This is a genomic window from Fluviicola taffensis DSM 16823, assembly GCF_943372375.1.
In the GTDB taxonomy this organism is placed as follows: domain Bacteria; phylum Bacteroidota; class Bacteroidia; order Flavobacteriales_D; family Crocinitomicaceae; genus Fluviicola; species Fluviicola taffensis_A.
Window position 1 is genome coordinate 166,081 of record NZ_CALRYJ010000008.1, and the last position, 24,684, is coordinate 190,764.

27 protein-coding genes are annotated in these 24,684 nt (G+C 38.3%); 23 read left to right on the forward strand and 4 right to left on the reverse strand.

Annotated elements, in window-relative coordinates:
- Nucleotides 1-104 precede the first annotated feature (104 nt).
- The 8 genes from AAG807_RS12750 (at nucleotide 105) to AAG807_RS12785 (ending at nucleotide 6,334) form a co-directional block, all read left to right on the forward strand.
- On the forward strand, nucleotides 105-650 hold the full coding sequence (locus tag AAG807_RS12750; protein WP_341904483.1) for a hypothetical protein: 546 nt from the start codon (nucleotides 105-107) through the stop codon (nucleotides 648-650).
- A gap of 3 nt (nucleotides 651-653) precedes the next feature.
- Nucleotides 654-1,184, forward strand: a complete 531-nt coding sequence (locus AAG807_RS12755; protein ID WP_341904486.1) for a hypothetical protein — start codon at nucleotides 654-656, stop codon at nucleotides 1,182-1,184.
- 3 nt (nucleotides 1,185-1,187) lie between these two features.
- A complete protein-coding gene (locus AAG807_RS12760; protein ID WP_341904488.1) occupies nucleotides 1,188-1,727 on the forward strand; it encodes a hypothetical protein in 540 nt (179 codons plus the stop codon).
- Nucleotides 1,724-2,812: a hypothetical protein gene (locus AAG807_RS12765; protein WP_341904492.1), complete on the forward strand. Its 1,089-nt coding sequence runs from the start codon at nucleotides 1,724-1,726 to the stop codon at nucleotides 2,810-2,812. The genes AAG807_RS12760 and AAG807_RS12765 overlap by 4 nt, the downstream gene beginning before the upstream one ends.
- Before the next feature lie 112 nt (nucleotides 2,813-2,924).
- Entirely contained in the window at nucleotides 2,925-3,605 is a 681-nt protein-coding gene (locus AAG807_RS12770; protein ID WP_341904495.1) for a response regulator transcription factor, read from the forward strand.
- 67 nt (nucleotides 3,606-3,672) lie between these two features.
- Nucleotides 3,673-4,872 carry a hypothetical protein gene (locus AAG807_RS12775; protein ID WP_341904499.1) on the forward strand — a complete coding sequence of 400 codons (1,200 nt, stop codon included), beginning with the start codon at nucleotides 3,673-3,675 and terminating at the stop codon, nucleotides 4,870-4,872.
- Nucleotides 4,872-5,468, forward strand: coding sequence for an RNA polymerase sigma factor (locus AAG807_RS12780; protein ID WP_341904501.1), 597 nt, complete (start codon nucleotides 4,872-4,874; stop codon nucleotides 5,466-5,468). Before AAG807_RS12775 ends, AAG807_RS12780 begins: the two co-directional genes overlap by 1 nt.
- Entirely contained in the window at nucleotides 5,465-6,334 is an 870-nt protein-coding gene (locus tag AAG807_RS12785; protein WP_341904504.1) for a hypothetical protein, read from the forward strand. Before AAG807_RS12780 ends, AAG807_RS12785 begins: the two co-directional genes overlap by 4 nt.
- 152 nt (nucleotides 6,335-6,486) lie before the next feature.
- Here the strand turns inward: AAG807_RS12785 and AAG807_RS12790 are convergent, their stop codons facing one another.
- Entirely contained in the window at nucleotides 6,487-8,187 is a 1,701-nt protein-coding gene (locus AAG807_RS12790) for an adenylate/guanylate cyclase domain-containing protein (RefSeq protein WP_341904506.1), read from the reverse strand.
- Nucleotides 8,188-8,397: 210 nt separating this feature from the next.
- Between AAG807_RS12790 and AAG807_RS12795 the strand changes: the two genes are divergently transcribed.
- The 3 genes from AAG807_RS12795 to AAG807_RS12805 all read left to right on the forward strand — a co-directional run bounded on the left by AAG807_RS12795 (nucleotide 8,398) and on the right by AAG807_RS12805 (nucleotide 12,056).
- Nucleotides 8,398-9,261 carry a T9SS type A sorting domain-containing protein gene (locus AAG807_RS12795; RefSeq protein WP_341904509.1) on the forward strand — a complete coding sequence of 288 codons (864 nt, stop codon included), beginning with the start codon at nucleotides 8,398-8,400 and terminating at the stop codon, nucleotides 9,259-9,261.
- Nucleotides 9,262-9,331: 70 nt separating this feature from the next.
- Nucleotides 9,332-9,505: a hypothetical protein gene (locus AAG807_RS12800; protein ID WP_341904512.1), complete on the forward strand. Its 174-nt coding sequence runs from the start codon at nucleotides 9,332-9,334 to the stop codon at nucleotides 9,503-9,505.
- Nucleotides 9,489-12,056 (forward strand): alkaline phosphatase family protein, encoded by a 2,568-nt coding sequence (locus tag AAG807_RS12805; RefSeq protein WP_341904514.1) that lies wholly within the window; start codon nucleotides 9,489-9,491, stop codon nucleotides 12,054-12,056. The genes AAG807_RS12800 and AAG807_RS12805 overlap by 17 nt, the downstream gene beginning before the upstream one ends.
- On the opposite strand, the gene cysC is transcribed toward AAG807_RS12805, so the two are convergent.
- Nucleotides 12,049-12,573, reverse strand: a complete 525-nt coding sequence (gene cysC / locus AAG807_RS12810) for an adenylyl-sulfate kinase (protein WP_341904518.1) — start codon at nucleotides 12,571-12,573, stop codon at nucleotides 12,049-12,051. The two genes, AAG807_RS12805 and cysC, sit on opposite strands and share 8 nt — an antisense overlap.
- 54 nt (nucleotides 12,574-12,627) lie before the next feature.
- Between cysC and AAG807_RS12815 the strand changes: the two genes are divergently transcribed.
- A complete protein-coding gene (locus tag AAG807_RS12815) occupies nucleotides 12,628-12,894 on the forward strand; it encodes a hypothetical protein (RefSeq protein ID WP_341904521.1) in 267 nt (88 codons plus the stop codon).
- Here the strand turns inward: AAG807_RS12815 and AAG807_RS12820 are convergent.
- Nucleotides 12,891-14,102, reverse strand: a complete 1,212-nt coding sequence (locus AAG807_RS12820) for a 4-hydroxy-3-methylbut-2-enyl diphosphate reductase (RefSeq protein ID WP_341904524.1) — start codon at nucleotides 14,100-14,102, stop codon at nucleotides 12,891-12,893. The two genes, AAG807_RS12815 and AAG807_RS12820, sit on opposite strands and share 4 nt — an antisense overlap.
- A gap of 180 nt (nucleotides 14,103-14,282) precedes the next feature.
- Nucleotides 14,283-16,469 (reverse strand): glutamine synthetase III, encoded by a 2,187-nt coding sequence (locus tag AAG807_RS12825; protein WP_341904526.1) that lies wholly within the window; start codon nucleotides 16,467-16,469, stop codon nucleotides 14,283-14,285.
- A 368-nt stretch (nucleotides 16,470-16,837) separates the two neighbouring features.
- Here AAG807_RS12825 and AAG807_RS12830 point away from each other — a divergent pair, with 368 nt between their 5' ends.
- The 11 genes from AAG807_RS12830 to AAG807_RS12880 all read left to right on the forward strand — a co-directional run bounded on the left by AAG807_RS12830 (nucleotide 16,838) and on the right by AAG807_RS12880 (nucleotide 24,675).
- Nucleotides 16,838-17,236, forward strand: a complete 399-nt coding sequence (locus AAG807_RS12830) for a hypothetical protein (protein ID WP_341904530.1) — start codon at nucleotides 16,838-16,840, stop codon at nucleotides 17,234-17,236.
- A 58-nt stretch (nucleotides 17,237-17,294) separates the two neighbouring features.
- Nucleotides 17,295-17,972 carry a hypothetical protein gene (locus AAG807_RS12835; protein WP_341904535.1) on the forward strand — a complete coding sequence of 226 codons (678 nt, stop codon included), beginning with the start codon at nucleotides 17,295-17,297 and terminating at the stop codon, nucleotides 17,970-17,972.
- A gap of 67 nt (nucleotides 17,973-18,039) precedes the next feature.
- Complete coding sequence (gene gcvT / locus AAG807_RS12840) at nucleotides 18,040-19,122, forward strand: glycine cleavage system aminomethyltransferase GcvT (protein ID WP_341904537.1); 1,083 nt, start codon at nucleotides 18,040-18,042, stop codon at nucleotides 19,120-19,122.
- Between the two features lie 182 nt (nucleotides 19,123-19,304).
- On the forward strand, nucleotides 19,305-19,544 hold the full coding sequence (locus tag AAG807_RS12845; protein ID WP_341904539.1) for a type II toxin-antitoxin system ParD family antitoxin: 240 nt from the start codon (nucleotides 19,305-19,307) through the stop codon (nucleotides 19,542-19,544).
- A 2-nt stretch (nucleotides 19,545-19,546) separates the two neighbouring features.
- Entirely contained in the window at nucleotides 19,547-19,846 is a 300-nt protein-coding gene (locus AAG807_RS12850) for a type II toxin-antitoxin system RelE/ParE family toxin (RefSeq protein WP_341904541.1), read from the forward strand.
- A gap of 112 nt (nucleotides 19,847-19,958) precedes the next feature.
- Nucleotides 19,959-20,963, forward strand: coding sequence for a chitobiase/beta-hexosaminidase C-terminal domain-containing protein (locus AAG807_RS12855; protein WP_341904544.1), 1,005 nt, complete (start codon nucleotides 19,959-19,961; stop codon nucleotides 20,961-20,963).
- A gap of 116 nt (nucleotides 20,964-21,079) precedes the next feature.
- Nucleotides 21,080-21,664, forward strand: a complete 585-nt coding sequence (locus AAG807_RS12860; protein ID WP_341904547.1) for a zeta toxin family protein — start codon at nucleotides 21,080-21,082, stop codon at nucleotides 21,662-21,664.
- Nucleotides 21,651-21,803 carry a hypothetical protein gene (locus AAG807_RS12865; protein WP_341904549.1) on the forward strand — a complete coding sequence of 51 codons (153 nt, stop codon included), beginning with the start codon at nucleotides 21,651-21,653 and terminating at the stop codon, nucleotides 21,801-21,803. The genes AAG807_RS12860 and AAG807_RS12865 overlap by 14 nt, the downstream gene beginning before the upstream one ends.
- A 169-nt stretch (nucleotides 21,804-21,972) precedes the next feature.
- The gene (locus AAG807_RS12870) at nucleotides 21,973-22,788 is read left to right on the forward strand and encodes a hypothetical protein (RefSeq protein WP_341904552.1); all 816 of its coding nucleotides are present in this window, start codon (nucleotides 21,973-21,975) and stop codon (nucleotides 22,786-22,788) included.
- Between the two features lie 51 nt (nucleotides 22,789-22,839).
- Complete coding sequence (locus tag AAG807_RS12875; protein ID WP_341904554.1) at nucleotides 22,840-23,451, forward strand: hypothetical protein; 612 nt, start codon at nucleotides 22,840-22,842, stop codon at nucleotides 23,449-23,451.
- A gap of 123 nt (nucleotides 23,452-23,574) precedes the next feature.
- Nucleotides 23,575-24,675: a hypothetical protein gene (locus tag AAG807_RS12880; RefSeq protein ID WP_341904556.1), complete on the forward strand. Its 1,101-nt coding sequence runs from the start codon at nucleotides 23,575-23,577 to the stop codon at nucleotides 24,673-24,675.
- The last annotated feature ends 9 nt before the right edge of the window (nucleotides 24,676-24,684 follow it).

Here is a 24,684-nt window from a genome sequence, read left to right on the forward strand (position 1 = left end):
GTTTTTTGTTTGGTATTGTGGGCACGAGATTAATCGCGTGCCCACTGTAAAATAAATTTGAACCGAATTGGGAAGTAAGTGTATCCCTTTTCAAACAACAACAAATGAAATTCATTCTTACACTTGCTTTTGCCTATTTCTTTTCAACCGGAAATGCCCAAACTCCATTAATTGCACATAAAAGTCACGCAGGAACTTCAAATTCTTACCTGATTGCTTCCAGCAGTAATTTCGGAGCGATTGAAATGAAATTTGATCCACAATCACAACCACCACAACTCTACAAATCAGAAAAATTCAAACCCTTGAATGACTCTGTGATGATTGTGGAAGTGACTGACTTCGAACAAAAAGTCATCCAAATCGACACCATACCAAATCAACACCGCTATTCTCTTGTTCAATTCCAATACAAGTACCAAGATTCGATTCAAAAGAGCGAACAACAATATCGCGAAAAAGAATATCAGCTAAAAATGGAGCAAGAAGAAGAACTGAAAAAACAACAAAATCAGCCAGTGCAAGAATCTGCTCCCATCAAAAAGAAAAAGAAATCTTACCTGCTCTTCTTATTCGGAATAACAGGCGGCGGAATGCTTTTGATGAAACTGTTCAGTAAATCTAAACCCATTCAACAATCAATTGCTTAAACTATGAAAACGGTATTCTTATCTCTCATTTGTTTCATCGCTTCCTTTACCCAAGCGCAAACAGCCATCATTGCTCACAAAAGTCATTCGGGAACTTCTGTCGATTTCTTCATTGATCCAAACACCAATTTTGGAGAACCCGGTCCTCAGCTGATTCAGATCGTTCGTTTAAATGATTCCACTTATGTGAATGTTTACTCGGAGTTTTCAGGATTCATCTATCACGATACGGTTCGCCATAAAATCGATTACAACCTGAATATTGATTCACTCAAACAACCGGGGTACTACAATAACATTGAATACATCAATTTCAAAAATTCTCCCAAGGATATCAAACCGAAAACTCCGGGATATCGCATGGAAGAGATGAAAAGCCAGGAAATCATTCCTGATGAAACCCCAATCAACGAACCTGCTCCAAAGAAAAAGAAGAAGTCCTACCTCCTATTCCTATTCGGAATCACTGGTGGTGGAATGCTTCTGATGAAACTTTTCAGTAAATCCAAAACTACCCAACAATCAATTGCTTGAATCATGAAAACTGCATTTCTATTCTTCCTTTGTTTTATCGCTTCTCTTTCGCTAGCGCAAACAGCCATCATTACACATAAAAGTCATTCGGGAACTGCCGCCGATTTCTTCATCGATCCAAACACCAATTTTGGAATCCCCCCTCCGAGATTAGTGCAGGTTATTCGCTTGAATGATAGCACCAGCATTGAGGTCTACGATAATTATCATGGGTATTATCAGTATGATACTGTTTACAGGAATCTCGCCTATGCAAATTACGATTTAGACATTGATTCGATTACTAAAAGTGCCTATCATCGAAATGTGGAATATCTCAATTTCAAGAAATCTCCAAAGCACGTAAAACCGATTCCTCCAGGAAGAAAAAATCCTCAGATGAATGAAATTCAGTCGGATCAGTTACAGATAGAACCAACTCCCGAACCTGTTCCCAAGAAAAAGAAGCGAAGTGCTTTGCTTTTCATCTTCCTGATAACCGGTGGTGGCTTGCTCCTGTTCCGTTTTTCTAGTCGTCTCTTCACTCCTCAAACATCTGCATGAAAGAACATCTGAAATTGAGTTTTATCGGGATTGCCATCTGGTGGATTTTGCTTCTCCCGTTTGATTATGCTCTTTTCGACTGGATTTTCAAGCTGGTTCAAAAAGTATTTATCGGTTTCTTAAAAATCGTTGACGAAGATCTGATTTTCGAAACAGACACCTATGGAACCTACGTTCTTGTAGCACTCAGCATTCTTTTAGGAGTTGTCTGTTCGCCCATTATCAACAGGATTTGTTCCAGATACAAATGGAGTTCCACCGACTTACTCAGAACCATTCTTGCGAGCATTTTGTTCTTCTTCCTTTTCAAATACGGTTGGGATAAACTAACAAAGGTGCAGTTTTATGCGCCTGAACCAAATACGCTTTACACTCCTTTAGGGAAGCTTTCCAAAGACATAGCCTATTGGTCCTTAGTTGGAAGTTCCTATCCATATACCGTTGCGCTTGGAATCATTGAAGTTCTCACCGCACTACTTTTACTATTCAAAAGAACCCGGTTCTTAGCCTCCTTACTTGCGATCGTTATTTTCGGACAAGTGGTTCTGATCAATTTCTCTTTCGATATCTCGGTGAAACTCTTATCGGGTTCACTGCTTGTTTTCAGTTTGGTATATAGCGCGTCTTTTCTTCAAAACTGGAAAAGCATTTTTGGATTTCCAACAGCATTGGTTCAATCAAAGTATTCACGAAAACACCAAGTAGTGAAATTCGGCTTTGCATTACTGGTAGCAATTGAATGCACCTTTCCGACCCTGATCAGTAACAATTGGAATGATGACCGATTTCCGCGTCTCGCTCATCATGGTGCGTACGCTGTTTTTGGAAACCGACAGGTCAAACAGCTTTTCATTCATCGGCAACACTACCTCATTCTTCAATCCTGGGATGATGAGTTCAAGGACTATAAAATGGATACCCATCTTCCGGACCAATACACTTCAATCGATGGTGAGATTTCTTGCAGATGGGATAAAAACCAGGTAATTATCCAAAATGACACCTTTCCAATTAGAAGATCATCTATTAAAAACCTTCCACTTCTAACTGAAAGTTTTCATGCATTTTCAGATGAATTTCATTGAGAATTGAACATTCCGCCACGGCGGACTTAATGTGCCGAAAGTTTTATCGGAGGAAAGGGTAAACGGTATTATTTTTTCCTTACTTTTGTCTTGTTTAAAATTAATCTAAATAATGAAACTCATTTTAGCCGACAGTAATGAAATTATACGCATTGGTCTGCGTACGCTGTTGTCTACAGAGCGAAACATCCAAATTGTAGGTGAAGCAAGAAACAATGAAGAATTGATTGCACTCAACAAAGCCTTCGATGCGAACATTATTTTAGTTGATTACACTTCCAAAGGATTTTCAATTGATGTGATTCCTCAGATCCTTCAGAAAAAGCCCGATTTGAATGTCGTTGCAATTACACCTGAACAATCTGCTCAAACCTTGGTAAATGCATTGCGTTCCGGAGTAAAAAGCTACATCAAGAAAGATTGTGACAGTTCTGAAATCATTGATTCAATCCGGGAAACCTGGAGAGGAAACAAATTCTTCTGCGGTCAGATCCTGGAAACAATCCGAGATGCTTCAATCGATGTGAATGACATTGATTTCGAATCATTCAGCTGCGAACCGATCACATTGAGTGAACGTGAAACAGAGATCATCACGATGATTGCTGAAGGATTGACAAACGTCATGATTGCAGACTATCTTTGTTTAAGCAATCACACCATCAATACCCATCGCAAGAATATCATGGCGAAATTGGGGGTGAAAAATACCGCCGGAATTGTGATTTATGCAGTAAAGACCAACCTGGTGTCTCCCAATAAATTCCTATTCGCTGCGGATTCCAATTCCTAGAATATTTTTTTCTTTCATTTTTTGAACTTAATTTTAATCTGATTGTACTACAGATAAAAATTGCTTTATGCGTCCATTCATCCTTCTTGTTTCATTGCTTTTTTGCGCTGCTCTTAGTAAAGCTCAGTCACAGGAAAATATATTGAACAATAAAACCAATTCGGGAAAAGTAGTGATGGATCAACAAGATTCTACGAAAACTGCAGAACCTCAGTTGGAAGAAATACAAATCCAATCGAAAAAAAACAAATCATTCAAATCAATAAGTGATCCGAACTTTGCAAGCGACGAGAAAGCAGATAAGGATTCCAACGCAAGCATTCAACAACTGAAAAGTGCAAAATACCAATTCGAATCAAACTATTCCAATTCAAAGCACCAACTGACCCGAAGAAGTGCCAGTCCGGAAGAGTTGCTGAAGATGAAACAAAGTGCCCAGATCTATGCAAACATGTTGCCCGGCAGCTTTGAAAAACATTTTTACACTTATTTATTAAGCAAATACGACCCGAAACAATTCCCGGAATTGCAACAAGCAGCCAAATTGGAACCTGCAAAAACGGAAGTCCAACAAGAATTGGTAGCATATGGTATAGCGGTCAATAATCAAGTTCTTGCGGATAGTGTCACCCGTGAAATGATCGGTCAGAATAAGATCTCCAACGGTTTATTGAGCTACGCAACCGATCTGGTGAATTCAGTACCTGCCAGCGGAACACTCTTATTGCATGGTTACACCGAGTTGATCCCTGTAAACTATGAGAAAAATACGCTGGGAAGAGGTGATTTGGAATTAATCTCAGTGGATCTCCTGCAAAGTCTCGATTATCAAGCCAGTTTAACGTCCAGAGGTTATATCATGCCCAATTCAACATTTGTTGATACCGCATTTGTTCAAAATTTCTGTGCGCTGAATGTCTCTAAGAACCTCTATGTTTCCATGTCATTTCCCAAAGAATATTTTCAAGGAATGAGTTCGGCGTTGAATCCTGTTGGTCTGACTTTTGCTTACGACCAATCGACAATGGACTACAATGCCTGGAACATTTCCCTGGTTGAAACGAAATGGAAAACACCGGAACTTGGAATTGGGAGGGACCAGCAATCGGATGCACTTTCAGCCAATTATTTACCGACACTTCTAAGTGTTTCCAGGTTATATGAAGAATACAACAAGACGGAAGACGTTAAGGAAATTAATCACATCATCATGAGTGTCGCCACGAGGGCGCGCAAAACTGGTCAACTTTCAAAAATTAAGCGCTGATGCGAATGATTAAAAAGGAATACGACCAAATGACCGACGAACAATTGGTCATTGGGATGGCTGGAGGCGATCAACGGGCTTTTGACAAGCTTTATGGTCGTTATTCATCTGCCCTGCTCTCGTATTTCATGCGCATGCTTTGGCGTGATCGCGAAAAGTCGGAAGACTTTGTGCATGATTTTTTCACCAAGCTGATTCATCGTCCGGAACTTTTTGATACGACACGTTCTTTCAAAACATGGATGTATTCAGTAGCCAATAACATGTGTAAGAATGAATACAAAAAACAAGAAATAAGAAAGAACACCAGTAATGGACTAGATAGCAGTTATGCAGTGATGGACGTGAACAAGAACACCGAAAACCAAGTACATCACACCTTGTTCAAGGAAGCATATAACCATCAGGTCACTCAATTGGAGGAAAAACACCGGGAAGTATTTGAAATGCGCCATTTCGACGGTTTATCGATCAAAGAAATAGCCCAAGCTTTGGAAATCAGTGAGGGAACCATTAAGTCCCGCTTATTTTACGCAACCAAATACCTGGCCCAAGGATTAAAAGAATACCAACCAGAACATACAAAAACACCATGAATACTTTTGACGAAATAATACAAACAAAAGCTTACAGCGATTTATCTTCCGCAGAATTGGAAGTGATCCAAGAGCTTGTATCTTCGGAAGAGGAATACAATGAAATGAAATCATTTTATACCGGAATCGACCAATTGGCCATTTCCAATATAGAAGAAGTATCCCCTTCTGTGAAATCGAGCCTGAACTCGGTTTTTCAGGCAAAGCATCCTGGTATTAGCCAAAACTGGAATGCGACTGCTGAAGTGGAAGAAAAGAAAATTGTTCCTTTATACAGTACCACCTGGTTTCGTGTGGCTGCATTATTGGTCCTGTCTGCCGGTGTCATCACGGTTTGGGTTTCCCTATCTGAAAATCAATTACCGATTAATGAGAAGGTTCAAATGACAGCAAGTAATGATTCCACATCACTGGAAAAAAGTGCCGACACCGAACCGAAGAAGAAATTCCCTTTGAATGAAGGAAATGAAAAACAGTTTACCGCAAGTTCCACGATGCCTAAAGATGAAAATACGGATCAACAAATGCCTATAACCAGTAATACAACTCTTTCATCTACTGCCAATGGAGGAACTGCGACTTACCAATGGACCACATCTGATAAAAGCATGGCAGCAAGTCCGGCAGCAACTTACAAAGCTTCTTCATCAACTATCAGCGGAACCTATTTTTCAAGCTCAAGAGCAGAAAAAGGAAAAAAGAAGAGTGAAGATGAAAAAGAAACACGCCATGTGGTCGATGGTTTATCAAGAGCGGGACGGGATGCAGATCTAAATCCCAGTGGTGTTTATGGTGGAAGTACACAGGACTATAAACCCAGTATTTCAACAACAGATATGCTTAGTTTGATTGAACCGAGCTTTTAGGAAAAAAGCACACTTCGACTTCGCTCAGTGTCCTTTAAAAATTCTGGAAATTATCAATAACGAAAAACAAGGTGTCTGAATCCTTGCGCTAGAGCTCTTGCCTTCACATAGCCGCTTCGGTAAAGCAAGGACAGTGTAATCGAAGTCACCGTTTACACTTGCTGATTCTGCAATTCGTGTAAAGCTACTTTCAATTCAGCCAAGCGGTTCATTTTTCCTTTTTGTCGGATATTCAATGCCGTAATGGTATAAAATTGATGTGTGTCCCCTAAAAATTTTATTTGCAATTGAATCCAATCCTCTTCAGACAGATCCATTCCAAAAGCGATCATTTCCTCTTTGAGTTTGGAAGCCACGACATAATAGTCAGCTCTTCCCAAATAATCGTGATCTGCATCACACAAAATCTCCTGAAGCAAACCAACGGGTTCTATATCCAGTGAAGTCGCCAAAATCATTTCGCGAATTTCCTGAATTTGAACGGCATTGAATCCATATTTCGGAAGCATCTGTTCCATTAATCGAACGGCATGCAACTCATTGTGATGATAGGTGAATATAAAACCGGTATCATGAAATAAGGCAGCTGTTCTTACCAAAAGGATCTCTTCTTCATTCAATCCTTCCAATCTTCCCAAACGAATGGCAGCTTTTTCCACATTCAGGGTATGTCCCAAATCGTGATAGATCACTTCATCAGGCAACATTGATTTCAATTTATTGAGGATGTCACTTCTCATGTGTTCAAAATCCACCGTTGCGATTTGACAAAGAATACGCAATTCGACAGAAGGAACTTTGCCATTGCTATATAAACTGTATTCAGATTTCAAGGATTCCAATTCAAATGTTTCCATTGTACCTCCGCGTTTCTTGATCGGAACATTTCCCAAATCCTTCGTATCAAAATAAGTATAGCATTCATCATAGATTGCCTGCGTAATCGTGATCTGGTCAATTCCGCTGAATTGCTGTGCTCTTGCTGCAATATTTACGGTATCTCCCCAAACATCGAACGAATACCGTTTCGACCCGATAATTCCGGCAACCAGAGGTCCGGCATGAACTCCTATACGGATTTCCCAAAAATCCTTTTTCATGGCTTTCGCCAGTTCCTTTTCATTCCGTATGAAATTGCGCATTTCCAAAGCAGCCATACAAGCTCGCAGGATTGGCTCATTATTATCTTCATTCACCCCTGCAATTGCCATATACGCATCACCGATGGTTTTTATTTTTTCGAGTTTATATCGCTCAACAATCTCATCAAATGCTGTAAAGTAATATTCCAGGCGTTTGACCAATTTAATAGGCTTGATCGATTTTGATTTCATAGAGAAGTCCACGAAGTCTGTAAAAAGCACCACTCCTTTATCCACTCTTTTAGGAGAAAACTTCCCATATTGGTTCAAATCATCCAACACATTCGCAGGAAGGATGTTCCCTAACAATTGAGCAATTCGCTGGTCCTTATAATAAAGTGACTTGTAAACATCCAATTTTGCCTGGATCAATAAGGGATTAAACGGCTTGGTGATAAAATCAACCGCCCCGGAATTAAACCCTTTCAACAATTTGGATCCCGTTCTGGTATTTTCCGTAATAATGATGGAATAATGGGTATGGGAAGCATGAACCTGCAACAGTTCCTTAAAATCCTCCATGGATGAGAAATTCGGACTATCCACATCAACGAGAATAATCCCGACCTCTCTTCGTTTTAAAATCCTGTGAGCGTCCTCAATGGAATCACAAAAAAGCAGGATATTTCCTCCCCCACCAAGAATTTCCTTGAGAGCTAAGCGGTCTGATTCCTTTTCGTCAATAATTAAAATATTAATTAGGCGCTCCATATATCATTTCTAAACTAAAAATGAAGATAACAATTAATTCAAATCTTTAAATGCATTGACGTCTATTTACCGAAAATGTTTTGAAAAGAATCAATAACTTAACTTATCAAAAACATTCTTTTAATAAAAAAAAATTAGAGGTTTATTTATTCTACAAAAAAAACGAGTATATTCGTTTCCAAAATATTTTTTATTTAAAACTATTACAGTATGACTAAATCATTACTAAAAGAAAAGTTGAAATCATATTCAGCTTTGGCTACAGCGGTATTTGGAACAGCTGCAGCAGCTGATGCTCAAATCGTTTATACAGATGTTAACCCTGATCAAGTGTTGACAGTTACAAACGGATCATTAACTGATTATGCAGTTGACTTCAATAATGACGGAAATGAAGACATGGCTGTTGCGACTTACGGTTACTTGTATAACTACGGTGGTACAGATTACCAATTAAACTATGTTTACTCTTTCGTAGCAAATAATGCAACTGCAGCTCTTGTTGCATCTATGCAAACAGTTGGTCAAAATTCATTCCCAGCGACTACAAGTCTTACTGCAGGAACAACTATCGGAGGAGCTTCTACTTGGTTAGATACAACTGCAGCAGGAGGTACATTATATTTTACTTCAGCAGTTGGTTTCGGACAAACATTGGTAGGAACAGGAAATACAGGTTCTGACATTTATTTGGGTGCACGTTTCTTAATTGGAACTAACACACATTACGGATGGGTACGTGTTAACGTTCCGGCTGACGCTAGCCAAGCTACAGTAAAAGATTACGCTTACAACGCTACAGCAAACGGACCGATCAACGCGGGACAAACTGCAGGTATTTCCGAAATCGATGCAGCTTCTTGGACTGCTTACGGAAGCGGGTCTGCTATCAAAATCAAATCTTCTATCGAAGGTGACATTGAGGTAATTGACTTGGCTGGAAAAGTAATTTCTACAGGGACAATCACTAGTGGTGAGTTGACAATGAATGTTGCTAACGCTAATACAGGAATGTATATCGTTAGAATTACAAACGGTTCATTAACTGACACTAAGAAAATTGTTCTGAACTAAGAATAATTTTAACCTTTTAAAACCTCCATTTGTTTACGCATCTGGAGGTTTTTTTTTAACGTTTTCGCAAATGAATGCTGAAGAAGAAAAAAAAATCATTGAAATTGCATTATCCAAGAATGGCTCCTTGGGTCAGTTGGCATTAGGTGCAATTGCATTAAAACCATGGCGAGAGAATCGCGACCCTATTCAATCATCAGAAACATTAAACAAAAGAGCAAACAAGAATGTCAAAAAAAAATAACACTCAAGTTTTTGTTTTAGGCTGGGATGCCGCAGATTGGAAATTTATCACCCCATTAATGGACAGCGGCAGAATGCCCGCTCTTCAGCGAGTGGTTGAAGCTGGGGTAATGGGAAATATTTTAACCATTGATCCTCCTCTCTCTCCTATTTTATGGACATCTATCGCTACAGGGAAATATGGTGATGAACACGGAGTATTGAACTTTGTGGAACCATCAACTGAAACCGGTAAACGCATCCCTATTTCTGTTCTATCGAGAAAAGTTAGAGCAATTTGGAATATCTTGACTCATGAGGGGTATAAAACCCATTTGATTGGCTGGTGGCCAAGCTATCCGGCTGAACCGATCAACGGTGTCAATGTATCCAATCATTTTCCAGACGTCAATTCACAAAACAGCTTCCCGGATTGGGAACTGTCAGAAAGTCATATTCATCCAAAAGAACAATTTGATGAGCTTAAGGAATTAAGAATTCATCCGATGGAACTTACCTGGAATCACATTGCGCCTTTTGTACCGGCAGCAACCAAAGAACACATCGAGGATCCAAAAAATCATGAACTCCTCAACGCCATTATCATGATGTTGGCGCGTTGTTCGAGTTTTCACAATGTTGCAACACATATTCTTGCAACTCAAGAATGGAATTTTATCGGACTTTATCTGGATACCATTGATAAAGCATCCCATTATTTCATGAAATTTCATCCACCGCAGCAAAAACATATTTCGGATGAAGATTACAACCTGTTCAAGGATGTAATGACCGGTTTTTATGTTTATCATGACATGATGCTGGACCGATTATTAGATTTGATGGGAGATCAAGCCCATTTAATGATTTTAAGTGACCATGGATTTTACTCTGATCACCGAAGATTGGAAACGTTACCGAAAGATTCGATGGCTCCGGCATTCGAACACTCAAAATACGGTATATTCTGTTTAAAAGGACCGGGGATCAAAGCGGATGAACGCGTTTACGGATCTTCACTCATTGATATTACTCCAACCATATTGCACCTATTCGATTTGCCGATTGGAAAAGATATGTCAGGAAAGGTACTGGATCAGTCATTTATCAACCCGGAGGAGCCCAAATACATTGATACATGGGAAATTCAGGATGGTAAGAACTGGGGAGAACTGGACGAATCCATCAAAATCGATGTTTGGTCTGCCCAGGAAGCACTGCAGCAATTAATTGCTCTAGGTTATATCGATGAATTGGATGAATCGGATGAAAAACTGCTGGATCAGATCCAAACTGAAAACACCTTCCACAGTGCCCAGATAAAAATTTCAACGGGAAGAACCTTAGAGGCAATTCCTGTTTTAGAAGAACTGCATGCTAATAAACCCGAAAACATCAAGTTTATTGGAACATTACTATCGGCTCAATTGACATTAAACAATCCTATAGAGGCAAGGAAATACCTGACTCTCATGAGAAACAAATTAGGGACGGAGAACACCCCTCAATTGGATTTTCTCGAAGGAAGAGTTCTAATCCAAGAAGTTCAACCTCAAAAAGCATTAACCTTTTTAGAGAAAGCTGCGAACCACGAAGTTGCCAATGCCGGTTTTTATCAGACACTAGGTCGTGTTTTTCTGGTTTCCAAAAATTGGAAAAAGGCTCAAAAAGTCTTTACCAAAGCAATTTCCATGGATTCTGAGAACGCAGTTGCTTATCACGGATTGTGTGTCGCACTTATGAGACAGCAAAAATATGAGAAAGCAATTGAAGCTGGGCTGAATGCTGTTTCAATCAAACACATGTTCCCTAATGCGCATTACCATTTGGGAGAAGCATTGTTTCATGCAGAACTATACGAACATGCAGCCAATGCGTTTGAAATGGCTTTAACTCAAGAACCCGGATTTGGTTTGGCGAGAAAATACCTGGTTCAAATTTATACCGAAAAGATTAAGAATGATGAAAGAAGAAAACTTCATCAGCAAATATTAGATAAAAATATGAGACCACAAATGACCATTGTATCCGGATTACCTCGTTCAGGTACATCCATGATGATGCAAATGCTGAAAGCTGGAGGAGCAGATCTTTTAGTGGATGATCTGAGACAGAATGATGACAATAACCCGAAAGGTTATATGGAATACGAACCTGTAAAGAAACTCCTGACCAACAACTCCTGGTTGAAAGATCAAAATGGGAAAACAATCAAGATCATTTTACAGCTTTTGAATGCACTTGACATGAGTTGTGATTACAAAATCATTATGATGGATAGAGATTTAGAAGAAATTTTGAAGTCACAACAAAAAATGCTTGGAAAAAAAGAGGAAACACTGAACTTGAAGTTAATGACAACCTTTGAACAGCAAAAGGAAAAAATCAACGGATGGCTTGCTGGTAAGCCCAATATTCAGGTACTTCATGTCAAATATGCGGATGTGATTGAAAATCCCACACATGAAGCAAACAGAATCAATTTGTTCCTATCCGAAACAATGAATGAGGAGAAGATGGTTCAAGCTGTTGATGAACAACTTTATCGCAACCGCAAGAAGGAAACTATTTAAGATTATTTTCTATAAATTGAGCTAAACGCTGTGTGGATTCATGCAGCGTTTCTTTATTTGTCTCCACCGTCAGATGACAAACCTCTGGCACCTCAAACGGATCATTCACTCCGGTGAGATTGTAAATCTTGTCCTTATGTCCATCCGGAAGCATTGCTTTCTGGTACAAGCCCTTCGTATCCCTTTGTGTGAGTGTTTCCAGATCGCATTGGATATAAACAGTATAGAGTTCAGAATACTTCTCCAACAATTCATTCCGGATTGCGTCATACGGATTAATAGCACAAATAATAGCTACAATTCCTTGCTGACTGAATTTATTCGCAACAAAAGCCAGTCTGCGAATATTGTCATTCCGGTCTTCCTTCGTATAACCTAACTCCTTGAATACATTCTGTCTGTAATCATCGGCATCCAATACTTCCACTTTGATTCCTCTATCCTGTAATAGTTGTTTGGTAGAAATTGAAAGAGAAGTCTTTCCGGCACCAGACATTCCTGTTAATTGAATTATCATAAATACGTAAGGTTTTTCGCAAATTTAATTAATTTCGCATACTAATATTACCTCATGAATTCTGAACTGGAAGTTTTAATTCGTTTCAATACGAACTTTAATAGTGAAGATCCTCATTCAAAAGAATGGCGGGTTATTGTCAATGGAACTGAAAAATTGTGTAACACTGTTGATATTGAGTGTTCTAGCAAAACAAGCAAGAATTTCATTGAAGGAGTTGGTTTCAAATGGCATATCCAGTGCAATGCAAATGAGTTGATTTTTGAAAACGATTCGCATTTCAATGACGATACGCATTTCAATAAGATCATTATCTGTTAATCCAATTCCTGAAGTGCCTCTTCTATGGATTTCTGACTTTCTTTAAGCGTTAATAATTTGCTTATTACATTGTCCATAATCGAATCCGGGCAAGAAGCACCTGAAGTAATTCCGATTTTACGTCCCTTTATCCAACCTTCAATTTGTTCCATTTGGTGGGTATGGATATTGAAACTGTTGATGGTATCCGCATCAAGGATTTCCGATTCATCCTTAATAAAGTAAGTGGGACAGCTTTGTTCCAATAACTCTACCAAATGCGAAGTGTTGGAGCTATTGTAACCACCAACCACAATTGCAAAATCCAAGGTCCCATTCATCAATGCTTCCGTAGCACTTTGATTGTCATTGGTAGCGTAACAAAGCGTATCGCGGGTATCCGCAAATGTTTTACTTCCTTTCGATGTAGCCGTATAATCTTCCGTTACTTTTTTTAGAAACTCAGCAATTTCCTGGGTCTCACTTGCCAACATGGTAGTCTGATTGATCACCCCGATTTTAGTCAGGTGAATTTCCGGATCGAAGTTCGGAGTGTGTTTTGCTTTAAAAAAGGCATAGAATTCTTCTTTTGAAGCTTCTCCGGTAATACATTTCGCTAAAAATGCGGCTTCCTCCATGTTCTTAACAATTACAGCTTCCGAATTCAAAGCCGTATGTGAAAAGGTAGCACGTGTTTCTTCGTGATTGTATTTGCCGTGAATGACCAAAGTATGATCTTCCGTCCCCAATTTTTCAGCCCGATTCCATACCTTTTCCACAAAAGGGCAAGTCGTATTGTACTTTTCAGTAGAAACACCCCTTTCTTTCAGAATCTGCTCTATTTCAATGGTCGTCCCAAATGCCGGAATAATGACCACATCATTTGGAGTGAGTTCTTCCCAAGGAATCAATTGGTTTGCTGAAGTATCCTGAATGAATTCAATTCCATGTCGTGTCAGATCTTCATTCACTGTAGGATTGTGAATCATCTGACTCAACAGGAAAATCCGTTTCCCCTGATTCTCTTCCACTGCGCGATAAGCGATTTCAATGGCATTTTCGACCCCATAACAAAACCCAAAATGTCGTGCAATGTGCAATTGAATGTTTCCAAAGTCCAGAATTGTAGGGGAAAAATCCTTTTTTCGTGGATCTTGGGTTTTACGAAACGCCTTCACTCTCGATATGATCGGCGAGCGAAATATGGAGGGAATATCGAATTGTTTCATCTTCGAAACAAAGGTATTTCTTCTCCCGCAGATTTCGCTGATTACGCTGATTTATTTTTAAGAACTATTTATTTTACAATAGAGAAATATCCAATATCTACGTTCTTCGGCGCGATCTGCGGGAAATAAAAACCCCAACGTTTCTTTCGAAAGTCGGGGTCAAACCTAAGTTGAATTTTATTATCGTGTAAATAACATTTCTCTGAATTTTGGCAATGGCCACAACTCATCGTCTACCAATAACTCCAATTTATCTGCGTGGTAACGGATTTCGTCAAAATAAACTTTCACCTTATCACAATATGCCACCGCTTTTTCTTCCACATCTTCAATTTTGTTGGCCAATTTTCTGGCTTGAAGCATCGTATCACAAGTTGATTTCATTTTATTCAAATGCATCGAGATCTTAGTGACCAATTCGATTTGAGCTGCTGCGGCTTCTTTCCCGACCTTTTCACCAAGTGTATTGATGATTCCCTGAATGTTTGTCAACAAGCGGTTTTGGTACTCAAATACAGCAGGTAAAATATGTGTCTGAACCAAATCTCCCATCAGACGTGCTTCAATTTGAATCTTCATGGTATAGCTGTCGTATTCGATTTCCTGACGGGCTTCCAATTCGCGTGGAGTCAATACATTCATTTCATCAAATAACTGGATGAATTTCTTGTCACCCCATGCTTTCAATGCACGTGGAGTATCCTTGAAGTTATTCAATCCTCTTTTTTCAGCTTCCTTCACCCACTCGTCACCGTATCCATTTCCTTCGAAACGAATTCTTTTGGATTCCTTGATCAGGATTTGAAGTTCTTTCAGAATCGCTTCATCTTTCGCCTCACCTTTATCGATGCGGGCATCCACACTTACTTTGAATAATTGCAACTGTTTCGCCATGATCGTATTCAACACGATCATTGCAGAAGCGCAGTTAGCAGAAGAACCTACCGCACGGAATTCGAATTTGTTACCGGTAAATGCAAACGGGGAAGTTCTGTTTCTATCTGTATTATCCAGCATAATTTGTGGAATCTTACCGATATTCAATTTCAACTCCGTTTTTTCTTCCGGAGTCATTTTTCCGGCTTTCACATTTTGTTCCAACTCATCCAACATACCGGACAATTGAGAACCGATAAATGTGGAAATGATTGCCGGAGGAGCTTCGTTTGCACCCAAACGGTGATCGTTATTTGCCGATGCGATACAAGCACGCAGCAAATCGTCGTTATCGTGAATCGCTTTGATCGTATTTACGAAGAAAGTCAGGAATTGTAAGTTTGTTTTCGGGTTTTTACCCGGTTGTAATAAGTTCACACCTGTATCCGTAGACAAAGACCAGTTATTGTGTTTCCCGGATCCGTTTACACCGGCAAATGGTTTTTCGTGCAACAAGACACGGAAATCATGCTTACGTGCAATTTTCTCCAGCAAGTCCATCAATAACATGTTGTGGTCATTCGCCAGGTTACATTCCTCAAAAATAGGCGCACACTCGAACTGGTTCGGAGCCACCTCATTGTGACGTGTTGTAACCGGAATCCCCAATAATATCGCCTCTGTTTCAAACTCACGCATGAAAGCAGTAACGCGTTCCGGAATGGAACCAAAATAATGATCTTCCAATTGTTGTCCTTTTGCAGGAGCATGACCGAATAATGCACGACCTGTCATCATTAAATCCGGACGACAATTAAACAAAGCCTGATCCACCAGGAAATATTCCTGTTCCCAACCAAGCGTTGCATTTACTTTTGTAACGTTCTTATCAAAATACTGACAAACCTCCACAGCGGCTTTATCCACAGCATGCAATGCTTTTAATAAAGGCATCTTGTAATCCAATGACTCGCCAGTGTAGGAAATCATGATGGTAGGGATACACAAGGTCTTCCCTATTACGAAAGCCGGTGACGATGGATCCCAAGCTGTATAACCACGAGCTTCAAACGTGTTACGGATTCCACCATTCGGGAAAGAAGAAGCATCCGGCTCTTGCTGAACCAATAATTCACCATCGAAACGTTCGATTGCTCTTCCCGGTCCTACAGGTTTAAAAAACGCATCGTGTTTTTCTGCAGTTGTTCCAGTTAAAGGTTGAAACCAGTGAGTATAATGTGTGGCACCTTTTGTCAATGCCCAATCTTTCATTGCAGAAGCAACCTGATCAGCCATTTTACGATCCAGGCGAGTTCCATTCTGGATAGACTCAATCATAGATTTGTATGCATCTGAAGGAAGGTATTCACGCATAACCTCTGTGTGAAATACATTTTTCCCGAATAATTCGGAAACTTTCCCATCATAATCGATGTGTTTTGGTGTACGATTGAGTACATCCTGATACGCCTGTAATCGTTTTGTTGCCATAAATTCAAAATTTTTGACAAATTTACAATTTTCAGAGGGGGTATTCCAATAAAAAGTATAAAATTTTATAAACACCCCCTGTTGATTTCATTGAAACCAAAAAAAATACATGAAAATACATTTTCATACCTATTTTAAGGAAGCCTTTTTATTTTGATGGTATCAATTATATAGCCGAGAAACGATTTCAACTAGATCTATCAATTTCACTGTTGTGCAATTGTGGCTTCCCCACGCTGTCTAAGATTCTCAAAAAAGTAAGTAATTCTTTTTTTGATTTACAGATTAACCATTTGTTAAATAACAAGTTATCATTTGAATTTCCTTTTTTTTTCTTTAACTTACTTCTTAATTGAAAAGCTTGCAAAATGGGATGGTTTGATTTTTTTCAACGAAAGAACCTGGATGCAACCAAAACCGAAAATTCAACGCACATGAATGAAAATCAACTGGTTGTCATTCAGTTCTTTTATGGAATTGAAGATTTGAATGAATTGCATGAGTTGGAAAAACAATTGGATTCAAACATTACTGCTCAGGATCTTGGAAAATATGACGGACACGACATATCTATGGATTTTGGAGATGGATACCTTTATTTCAATGGCAAAAATGCCGAGCAGATTTTCCAATCCATCAAACCCATATTGGAACAGCATTATTTCATGGATAAATCCATAGCAACATTGCGCTTCGGTTCTTTCGAGAATCCTGAAGCGGAAGAACGCGATTGCACGATCCGTTTTGTGAAGATGTTGCAGAATTAACCTATTTTCTTCCCTGCATTTGGACAAATTGGATACTTTTGTGTTCAAAACCAAGAACATGAAAAACTTCCTTTTCCTGCTTATCCTGACCCTTACTTTTTCGGCAGTCGGTCAAAGCAAACTAGAGTTTAACCAGGTCGATCAGAATAAATTATTAAAGGATATTGTCTATACCCATTCCGGAGATACCCAATTAACCCTTTTATATTGGTTTCCTGAAATTTACTGGGAAGTGATGGCTGCAAAAGATCCCAAATCAATCCCTCCGGAAGTGATCACCCAGTTAAAACAAATGCTTGGAAACAAATCCATATTCTTTGCTGTTCAGGGGAAAATGAATGGAGGTTCGTTTGAAGCAAAAGAGGATTCTTATTTGCGAAATAACGTTTCCGTGGTATTTAATGGTAAGACTTATAAACCGATAGCAGACGCGAAACTATCGGAAGATTTAAAAATGCTCAATAGCTATTTGAAACCCATGTTTTCCCGAATGCTGGGTGATATGGGATCCGGAATGTCTATCTTTTATTTCGAAATCACCGATCCACAAGGAGAAAACCTCTTGGATCCTTATTCAAATATCGATTTCACGCTTGGACTAGGTTCTATCAAAAATTCATTCCATTTGCCCTTACCAAGTCTTTTTAAGGATTCGAAATGCTCCAATGACGGAGAATTATTTCCGGCAAACTACGAATTTTGTCCTTATCACGGATCCAAATTAATATCGCAGTAATCTTACAGAACTTCCTTCACTAAAATTGAACGAAATAATTACTTTTACAGTCTTAAAAACGAAATAAATGAAAAACACAGCTCTTACCCAGGTTCATGAAGCTTTGGGTGCCAAAATGGTTCCATTTGCAGGATTTAATATGCCCGTACAATACGAAGGTGTAATCGCTGAACACGAAACAGTTCGCAATGCCGTTGGTGTTTTCGACGTTTCTCACATGGGAGAGTTTTTGTTATCAGGTTCGGATGCATTGGATCTGATTCAGCGTGTTACAACAAATGATGCTTCTACTTTGACAATCGGTCGTGCGCAGTATTCTTGTCTTCCAAACGGAAAAGGTGGGATCGTAGACGACTTGATCGTTTACCGTATCAAGGAAGAGGAATACCTGTTGGTTGTAAATGCTTCCAATATTGAAAAAGACTGGAACTGGATCTCTTCCCACAATACGAAGAATGTATCCATGAGAAATCTTTCGGATGATTATTCCTTATTGGCGATCCAGGGACCTAAGGCAGTTGAAGCAATGCAATCGTTGACTTCTGTAGATTTGTCTGCCATCAAATATTACCACTTCGAAGTTGGTCCGTTTGCCGGAATTGACCATGTGATCATTTCTGCAACAGGTTATACCGGTTCAGGAGGTTTTGAAATTTACTGCAAGAACTCGGAAGTGAAACAAGTGTGGGACAAAGTTTTTGAAGCAGGTGCTGCATTCGGAATCAAACCGATCGGTTTGGCTGCGCGCGATACTTTGCGTTTGGAAATGGGATTCTGCTTGTACGGAAATGATATCGACGACACCACTTCCCCGCTTGAAGCAGGATTGGGATGGATTACGAAATTCACGAAGGATTTTGTGGATGCAGACAAATTGAAAGCTGAAAAAGAAGCTGGTGTTTCCAAGAAACTAATCGGTTTTGAGATGATTGATCGTGGAATTCCGCGTCATGATTACCGTATCCTGGACGCAAACGGAAATGTGATCGGGAAAGTAACTTCCGGAACACAAGGTCCAAGCGTGAAAAAAGCAATCGGAATGGGTTATGTAACTACCGAATTTGCGACTCCAGACAGCGAAATTTTTATTGAAATCAGAGATAAAGGAGTTTTAGCGAAAGTGGTTAAGATGCCTTTTTACCAGAAGTAAAGAGAATCTCCTTTCCCCCTTTGGAGGGGGACAAAGGGGGAGGACAATGAGATTACGATAGTAAATTATCTAAATTATTCCTTAAAAACATACTCAAGTGGAATTGTTGCGGCAGTTCCACTTTTTTTGTAGTCAATTGAAATACTTACCAATTTTTGGTAACTTTAGAAAAAGTTTCAACTATGAAAAATACATCCGTATCACTTGGAAATTATTTTGACGAATTCGTTAGCAACCAGGTTTCAATTGGACGATATAAAAACGTAAGTGAAGTTATTCGTGCCGGGCTTCGACTTTTAGAAAATGAAGAAAGCAAAGTAATCGCTTTGAAAAATGCCATTCAACAAGGAGTGAATAGTCCAAGAGTTGAGAATTTTGACTTTGATGAACACTTAGCCAAACTAAAATCCGAAAAGAAGTAAAAATGCCTAAAGTTATCTTGAGACAAGAAGCAATAGACGATTTAACGGAGATTTGGAATTATACAGTGCAAGAATGGTCAGAAAAGCAAGCCGATAAATACTACGAAACAATTCGATCTGCCTGTAAAGCCATTGGAGAAAATCCAACCATTGGAAAAGTTTATACTGAAATAAGTACCCATTTACTAGGATTCAAATCTGAAAAGCATATTCTGTTCTATCATCAAATTTCAGAAGACGAAGTAGAAATACTCCGAATACTGCACGAAAAAATGGACTTGGAAAGCAGAACGAAAGAATAAAAAAACATTCATTTTCAATCATACTCTAATGGAATTATTGTCGCAGTTCCACTTTTTTGGCTAAATTTTTGTAGATGGGCTTTCTTTTTTAATTGCTTTAAATCTAAATCGTATGACACATCAGCTATCTAAATTACTTGCATTAGCCACTCCCCTATTCCTTACTATCAATACCACTTTTTCCCAAACAAACTCGGATGTCTATTCTCCGAAATTCTCTCATTTATCGGGAAGGTATGCTACGAATATCCAGGTAGCACTAACAGCCACTACTCCGAATACTACCATTCGTTATACCTTGGATGGTACAACACCCAACAACTCATCACAATTATACACCGGAACTATTCCCATTAGCGGAAATGGAAACCAGGTCACCCTTAAAGCAATTGGATTTGCTGGAAATTTACAAAGCTTTGTAAGTTCAGCAACCTATGTGATTGATTACAGCTACAATCCCAATGCAAATTACCTGACAAATCTATCCTGGACGCAATACACCAACTACCTTCCCGGCGATTGGTTCGGCTACACTTCTACTCCGTGGACATGCAATTATTCGGTCAAGGTAAAGATCCTTGCAAACGGAAATTATATCGACACCACGACATCCACCAGTTGTTTGGGGCCAAACGATGATACTTTTCTCCCGGTTTTTTATTATGGAACAACACAAGCTTCCAATCTAAAAACCATGAGCGTCTATAACATATTGAGTTCAGGATATGCAAACGGGTTCATTACCATTGATTTTGGTGTAGGAACCAACCAATATGAACTCCGCTATATCAAGTTCATGGATGAGAACAACCTGTTTATAGAAATGTGGCATAATCAAAACGGACCTTTAAAATACTACCTGACTAAAAACCGACAAACCTTAGGTCTAGATGACAATACCGAGGCAAAAACCCGGATCTATCCGAATCCAACTTCTGATTTTATATCCATTGAAAATTTAGATAGCGACGTGCTCCTGACAAACCAACTCGGACAAACCCTTACGCTTGAAAAAAGCGATCAAATATCTGTATCACATTTGTCGAAAGGAATCTATTTCGTCCAATTCAACACTACCAAAGGCGAACAGCTGAGAGAAAAATTACTGATCGAATAATTGGAATTGAAAAAAGAAGATACCAAACACACCTTAACAAGGTCGTCAAAATTCAATGATTATTCTATCTAAATCAACCCTAAAAGCCAACGAAAATAATTTGTAAATTTACAACTGTGAATGACAAAAAACTTTACATAATAGCAGGTTGTAATGGTGCAGGTAAAACGACTGCATCTTTCACAATTTTACCGGATATTTTAGATTGTAAAGAATTTGTAAATGCAGATGAAATAGCAAAAGGATTGTCTCCTTTTCAACCTGAAAAAGTATCATTTGAATCGGGGCGAATCATGTTAAATAGAATCAATGAATTGCTTTCTGAAAATGAGAATTTTGCATTTGAAACAACATTATCAACAAAGAGTTATAAAAACAAAATAATCGAAGCCAAGAAAAAAGGGTATCGGGTAACATTGTTGTTCTTTTGGCTTCAAAATATTGAGCTGGCCAAAGAACGTGTAAAAACAAGAGTTTTCGAAGGTGGTCACAACATTGAACCAGAAGTTATTGAAAGAAGATATGTCCGAGGAATTGTAAATCTATTTGATATTTATCTTCCAATTGTTGATGGAGCCTTGATTTTTGATAATTCTGAGGGCAAACACGAACTATTAGCTGATAAACAAATTGATGGTTTACTGAATGTTTTGAATCAAGAGAAGTTTAACCTTTTAAAAAATCATTATGACAACAATTGAAATTCAAATAGAAGAAAAAAATAAAATCCTAAAAGGGCTTGAAAAAACGTATGAAAAACTTTTAGAATTTAAGAAGTCTAAAAACAGTGAACTGGTTGTTTTACGTGATAATAAAATCGTTAAAATTAAACCCGAATAAAAGTAATAGCTACTAAAGCACTGGCGATTATACATAATACTTAAGTGGAATTGTTGCGGCAGTTCCACTTTTTTTTGACTATTATTGAATTTTGCTGAAAGTTCCTAAACCAATATTGGCAGACTAACAATTACAATCAAGAGCCGGATACTTCAAGAATCGGAAAGAAATGAGTAGAATCAATTGGACAGACGACAAATTATTGTCTCGACTTATCCATAACAAGTCAGACAGATCTCGCTGGGATACGATTCATGTTTTAAGAAAACGTCCCAGTGAAGAACTATTGGGGAAATGTTTGGAATTCACAAAATCAAGCGACCCAAAAATTCGCAGTATCGGAATTGACATTCTAGCCCAATTGGGTTTATCTCCAAGACCATTTTTGAACGAGACATTAACATGCTATTTTGACTTATTAACTACTGAAAAGAATCCCGAAGTACTCCTGTCTTTGCTTTATGGAATTGGACACAACAACGACAACCTCGATAAAGTGCAAATCGAAAAAATTTGTTCGTTCTGCAACAGCGACAATAAGCTTATAAAAGAGGGGCTTGTTTCGGCTCTGGGTTTTATCGACGACATCCAAGTAATCGATATCTTAATAAAATTATCAGACGACCAATCGACTCCTATCAGAAATTGGGCAACCTTTTATATCGGACAAGGAGAAAGAAATACTAAAACTATACGGGAAGCTTTGTGGAAACGGATTGGCGACAAGCATCAAGAGACAAAATTGGAAGCTATTGCCGGATTGGCAAAACGAAAAGACAAACGAGTAAACGAAGTAATCAAGCGAGAAATGATAAAGGGCGAATTTGGAACCTTGCTTTTTGAAGCAATCATTGCTACTAAAAACCAGGAGTTTCTACCTTTACTTCAACAAAATCTAAAATCGATCAAAGAAGACCAAACAATCAATCCCGAATGGGAAAAGGACTTGGAAAATTGCATTGTTGAGCTGGAAAAGCTAAAATAGCGGAATAAAAGTTCCATTTTTTTAAGTAGTATTGGAATAATCCCGGAAACCATGAACCGAACTATCAGAAACACGATTATCATCCTCACCATCTTCTCTCTCCTCATCTCGGGCATTGTACTGGATGATGAGATCCGTTCATTCTACCAAATCGAAGAAGGTCCTATCGATGGAGTCTTATTGAGCATATACTTTCTCTTCATGCATGCGCTTTTAATCGGAGTCGTTATTTACTCCATGATCCAGCTTTTGGCAAGAAAAATACGCGGATACCTTTTTCCGATAGCTGTCTGCCTCATCCACACCGTAATTGTCATCACCTTGCGGATCAAGCTGAATATCCGTGAATCCAGCCCCGTTGTCTTTCAAGCTCATTACGATGGTGATATCAATGGTATAACACTTTACCTGAGACAAAACAAAACCTACAAGCTCAGTGATTATGCTGTCTTTGGCGAGACAAATAATTACGGTGAATACCGCATGAGCGGCGATACTATCCTGCTCAGTGAAAAACATCCCTTGGGAGAGGATCGCGTCATCATGGGTAATAAGCTCCTGGTAGACAATACGTTCGTTTTGATTAAACAAGATTCAAAAGGAAACTTTAAAACCGATCAACCCTTTAAGCTGAGAATTGTAACCCAAAAGAGAAAATTTTAGTTCTCAAGATATTTGTTTTGATTTTTTAAGTAGTATTGGAACAGCGAAATGCGCTACACTGTTTATTGACTCTCTTAAATAGATCATTGATTTTAAGAAAACTTCCAATAGCATTCATGGTATATGAAAAACATAATCTTAGGAAATGGAATAAATATTCAATTTGGAGGAATTGACAACACTAATAAACTAATAGTGAGTAGAGCCTTAATGAAGCTCAAATCAAAAAAATACAACAAAAATGTTTATACTGAAGAAATTGAGATCTGGATTACATTACTATATCATGCTTTTCCTGATTTTATCAATGGAGATTATGACTATTTAGCTGTACTAAATGATGAAAAAAAAGAACTAATAAATTTCAAGAAAAGATACACAAAAAGAACCCTAATCGATGAAATTGGATTTGAAGATTTCTTTCTTCTAAGTAATCTCTATTGTCGAAAAAATAAAATCGTAAATCCTGAAAGATTCTATATTCAAGAGTTTCTTCGCAGACTATTTCTTGATTCAATATTTAATGACGGAAAAGTAAATTTACTTCATGAGAATTTCCCATCTAATTTTATCAATTTTCTAAATTCCTATGATAATATCTTTACATCTAATTACGATAGGAACCTTGAGATCGCTACAAAACGCGAAATTTTATATTTGCATGGGGCTTTTCACGTTTTAGCTCATGAATACGACCATAATAGTTTTAGAAATCAACTTTCCGATAAACCTATTAAAAACGCACCCGTAATTCAAGGGTATGAACATGTATTTTCAACAGCTTTAACAAGTAATTCAGGAGCTTTAAAAAAACATGTTGGTGAGAGTCCCGAACTAGCAAATTCAGCCATTGATAAATTTGCAAAAGCATATCTGAATAACCATGAAACAAAGCGAGAAATTGAATCTTGGAAAGATGATAATAACTACCTAGTTAGAAATCTATATGAAGGAATTAAACTGAAAATCAAAAATTCCGATTTAAACTTTTCAATCGATTATGCCTTAAATCACCTCAAAAACATAAGTGGTAGCATCACGTTTATGGGACTCTCTCCAAATAACGATGATCATATTATTTCCTTAATTAAAAACAATCAGGCGATTGATTTAATCGAATATTATTATTTTGACAAATCAGAAGGAGAAATAGTTATGTCATTATTTGAAGATAAGAAAGTGCTTGTTAAGGATATTAAAGAGTTTTGGAATAAAACCACTTAGTCAACCACA

Excerpts from the sequence above, each read along its gene's own strand:
- AAG807_RS12820 (WP_341904524.1), bottom strand. The coding sequence starts at position 14,102 with ATGAAACAATTCGATATTCCCTCCATATTTCGCTCGCCGATCATATCG.
- AAG807_RS12750 (WP_341904483.1), top strand. The coding sequence starts at position 105 with ATGAAATTCATTCTTACACTTGCTTTTGCCTATTTCTTTTCAACCGGA.
- AAG807_RS12880 (WP_341904556.1), top strand. The coding sequence starts at position 23,575 with ATGAAAAACATAATCTTAGGAAATGGAATAAATATTCAATTTGGAGGA.
- AAG807_RS12795 (WP_341904509.1), top strand. The coding sequence starts at position 8,398 with ATGACTAAATCATTACTAAAAGAAAAGTTGAAATCATATTCAGCTTTG.
- AAG807_RS12815 (WP_341904521.1), top strand. The coding sequence starts at position 12,628 with ATGAATTCTGAACTGGAAGTTTTAATTCGTTTCAATACGAACTTTAAT.
- AAG807_RS12850 (WP_341904541.1), top strand. The coding sequence starts at position 19,547 with ATGCCTAAAGTTATCTTGAGACAAGAAGCAATAGACGATTTAACGGAG.
- AAG807_RS12800 (WP_341904512.1), top strand. The coding sequence starts at position 9,332 with ATGAATGCTGAAGAAGAAAAAAAAATCATTGAAATTGCATTATCCAAG.
- AAG807_RS12790 (WP_341904506.1), bottom strand. The coding sequence starts at position 8,187 with ATGGAGCGCCTAATTAATATTTTAATTATTGACGAAAAGGAATCAGAC.
- AAG807_RS12755 (WP_341904486.1), top strand. The coding sequence starts at position 654 with ATGAAAACGGTATTCTTATCTCTCATTTGTTTCATCGCTTCCTTTACC.
- AAG807_RS12785 (WP_341904504.1), top strand. The coding sequence starts at position 5,465 with ATGAATACTTTTGACGAAATAATACAAACAAAAGCTTACAGCGATTTA.
- AAG807_RS12865 (WP_341904549.1), top strand. The coding sequence starts at position 21,651 with ATGACAACAATTGAAATTCAAATAGAAGAAAAAAATAAAATCCTAAAA.
- AAG807_RS12760 (WP_341904488.1), top strand. The coding sequence starts at position 1,188 with ATGAAAACTGCATTTCTATTCTTCCTTTGTTTTATCGCTTCTCTTTCG.
- AAG807_RS12825 (WP_341904526.1), bottom strand. The coding sequence starts at position 16,469 with ATGGCAACAAAACGATTACAGGCGTATCAGGATGTACTCAATCGTACA.
- AAG807_RS12805 (WP_341904514.1), top strand. The coding sequence starts at position 9,489 with ATGTCAAAAAAAAATAACACTCAAGTTTTTGTTTTAGGCTGGGATGCC.
- AAG807_RS12830 (WP_341904530.1), top strand. The coding sequence starts at position 16,838 with ATGGGATGGTTTGATTTTTTTCAACGAAAGAACCTGGATGCAACCAAA.
- AAG807_RS12780 (WP_341904501.1), top strand. The coding sequence starts at position 4,872 with ATGCGAATGATTAAAAAGGAATACGACCAAATGACCGACGAACAATTG.
- AAG807_RS12765 (WP_341904492.1), top strand. The coding sequence starts at position 1,724 with ATGAAAGAACATCTGAAATTGAGTTTTATCGGGATTGCCATCTGGTGG.
- gcvT (WP_341904537.1), top strand. The coding sequence starts at position 18,040 with ATGAAAAACACAGCTCTTACCCAGGTTCATGAAGCTTTGGGTGCCAAA.
- AAG807_RS12770 (WP_341904495.1), top strand. The coding sequence starts at position 2,925 with ATGAAACTCATTTTAGCCGACAGTAATGAAATTATACGCATTGGTCTG.
- AAG807_RS12855 (WP_341904544.1), top strand. The coding sequence starts at position 19,959 with ATGACACATCAGCTATCTAAATTACTTGCATTAGCCACTCCCCTATTC.
- AAG807_RS12845 (WP_341904539.1), top strand. The coding sequence starts at position 19,305 with ATGAAAAATACATCCGTATCACTTGGAAATTATTTTGACGAATTCGTT.
- AAG807_RS12775 (WP_341904499.1), top strand. The coding sequence starts at position 3,673 with ATGCGTCCATTCATCCTTCTTGTTTCATTGCTTTTTTGCGCTGCTCTT.
- AAG807_RS12835 (WP_341904535.1), top strand. The coding sequence starts at position 17,295 with ATGAAAAACTTCCTTTTCCTGCTTATCCTGACCCTTACTTTTTCGGCA.
- AAG807_RS12875 (WP_341904554.1), top strand. The coding sequence starts at position 22,840 with ATGAACCGAACTATCAGAAACACGATTATCATCCTCACCATCTTCTCT.
- cysC (WP_341904518.1), bottom strand. The coding sequence starts at position 12,573 with ATGATAATTCAATTAACAGGAATGTCTGGTGCCGGAAAGACTTCTCTT.
- AAG807_RS12870 (WP_341904552.1), top strand. The coding sequence starts at position 21,973 with ATGAGTAGAATCAATTGGACAGACGACAAATTATTGTCTCGACTTATC.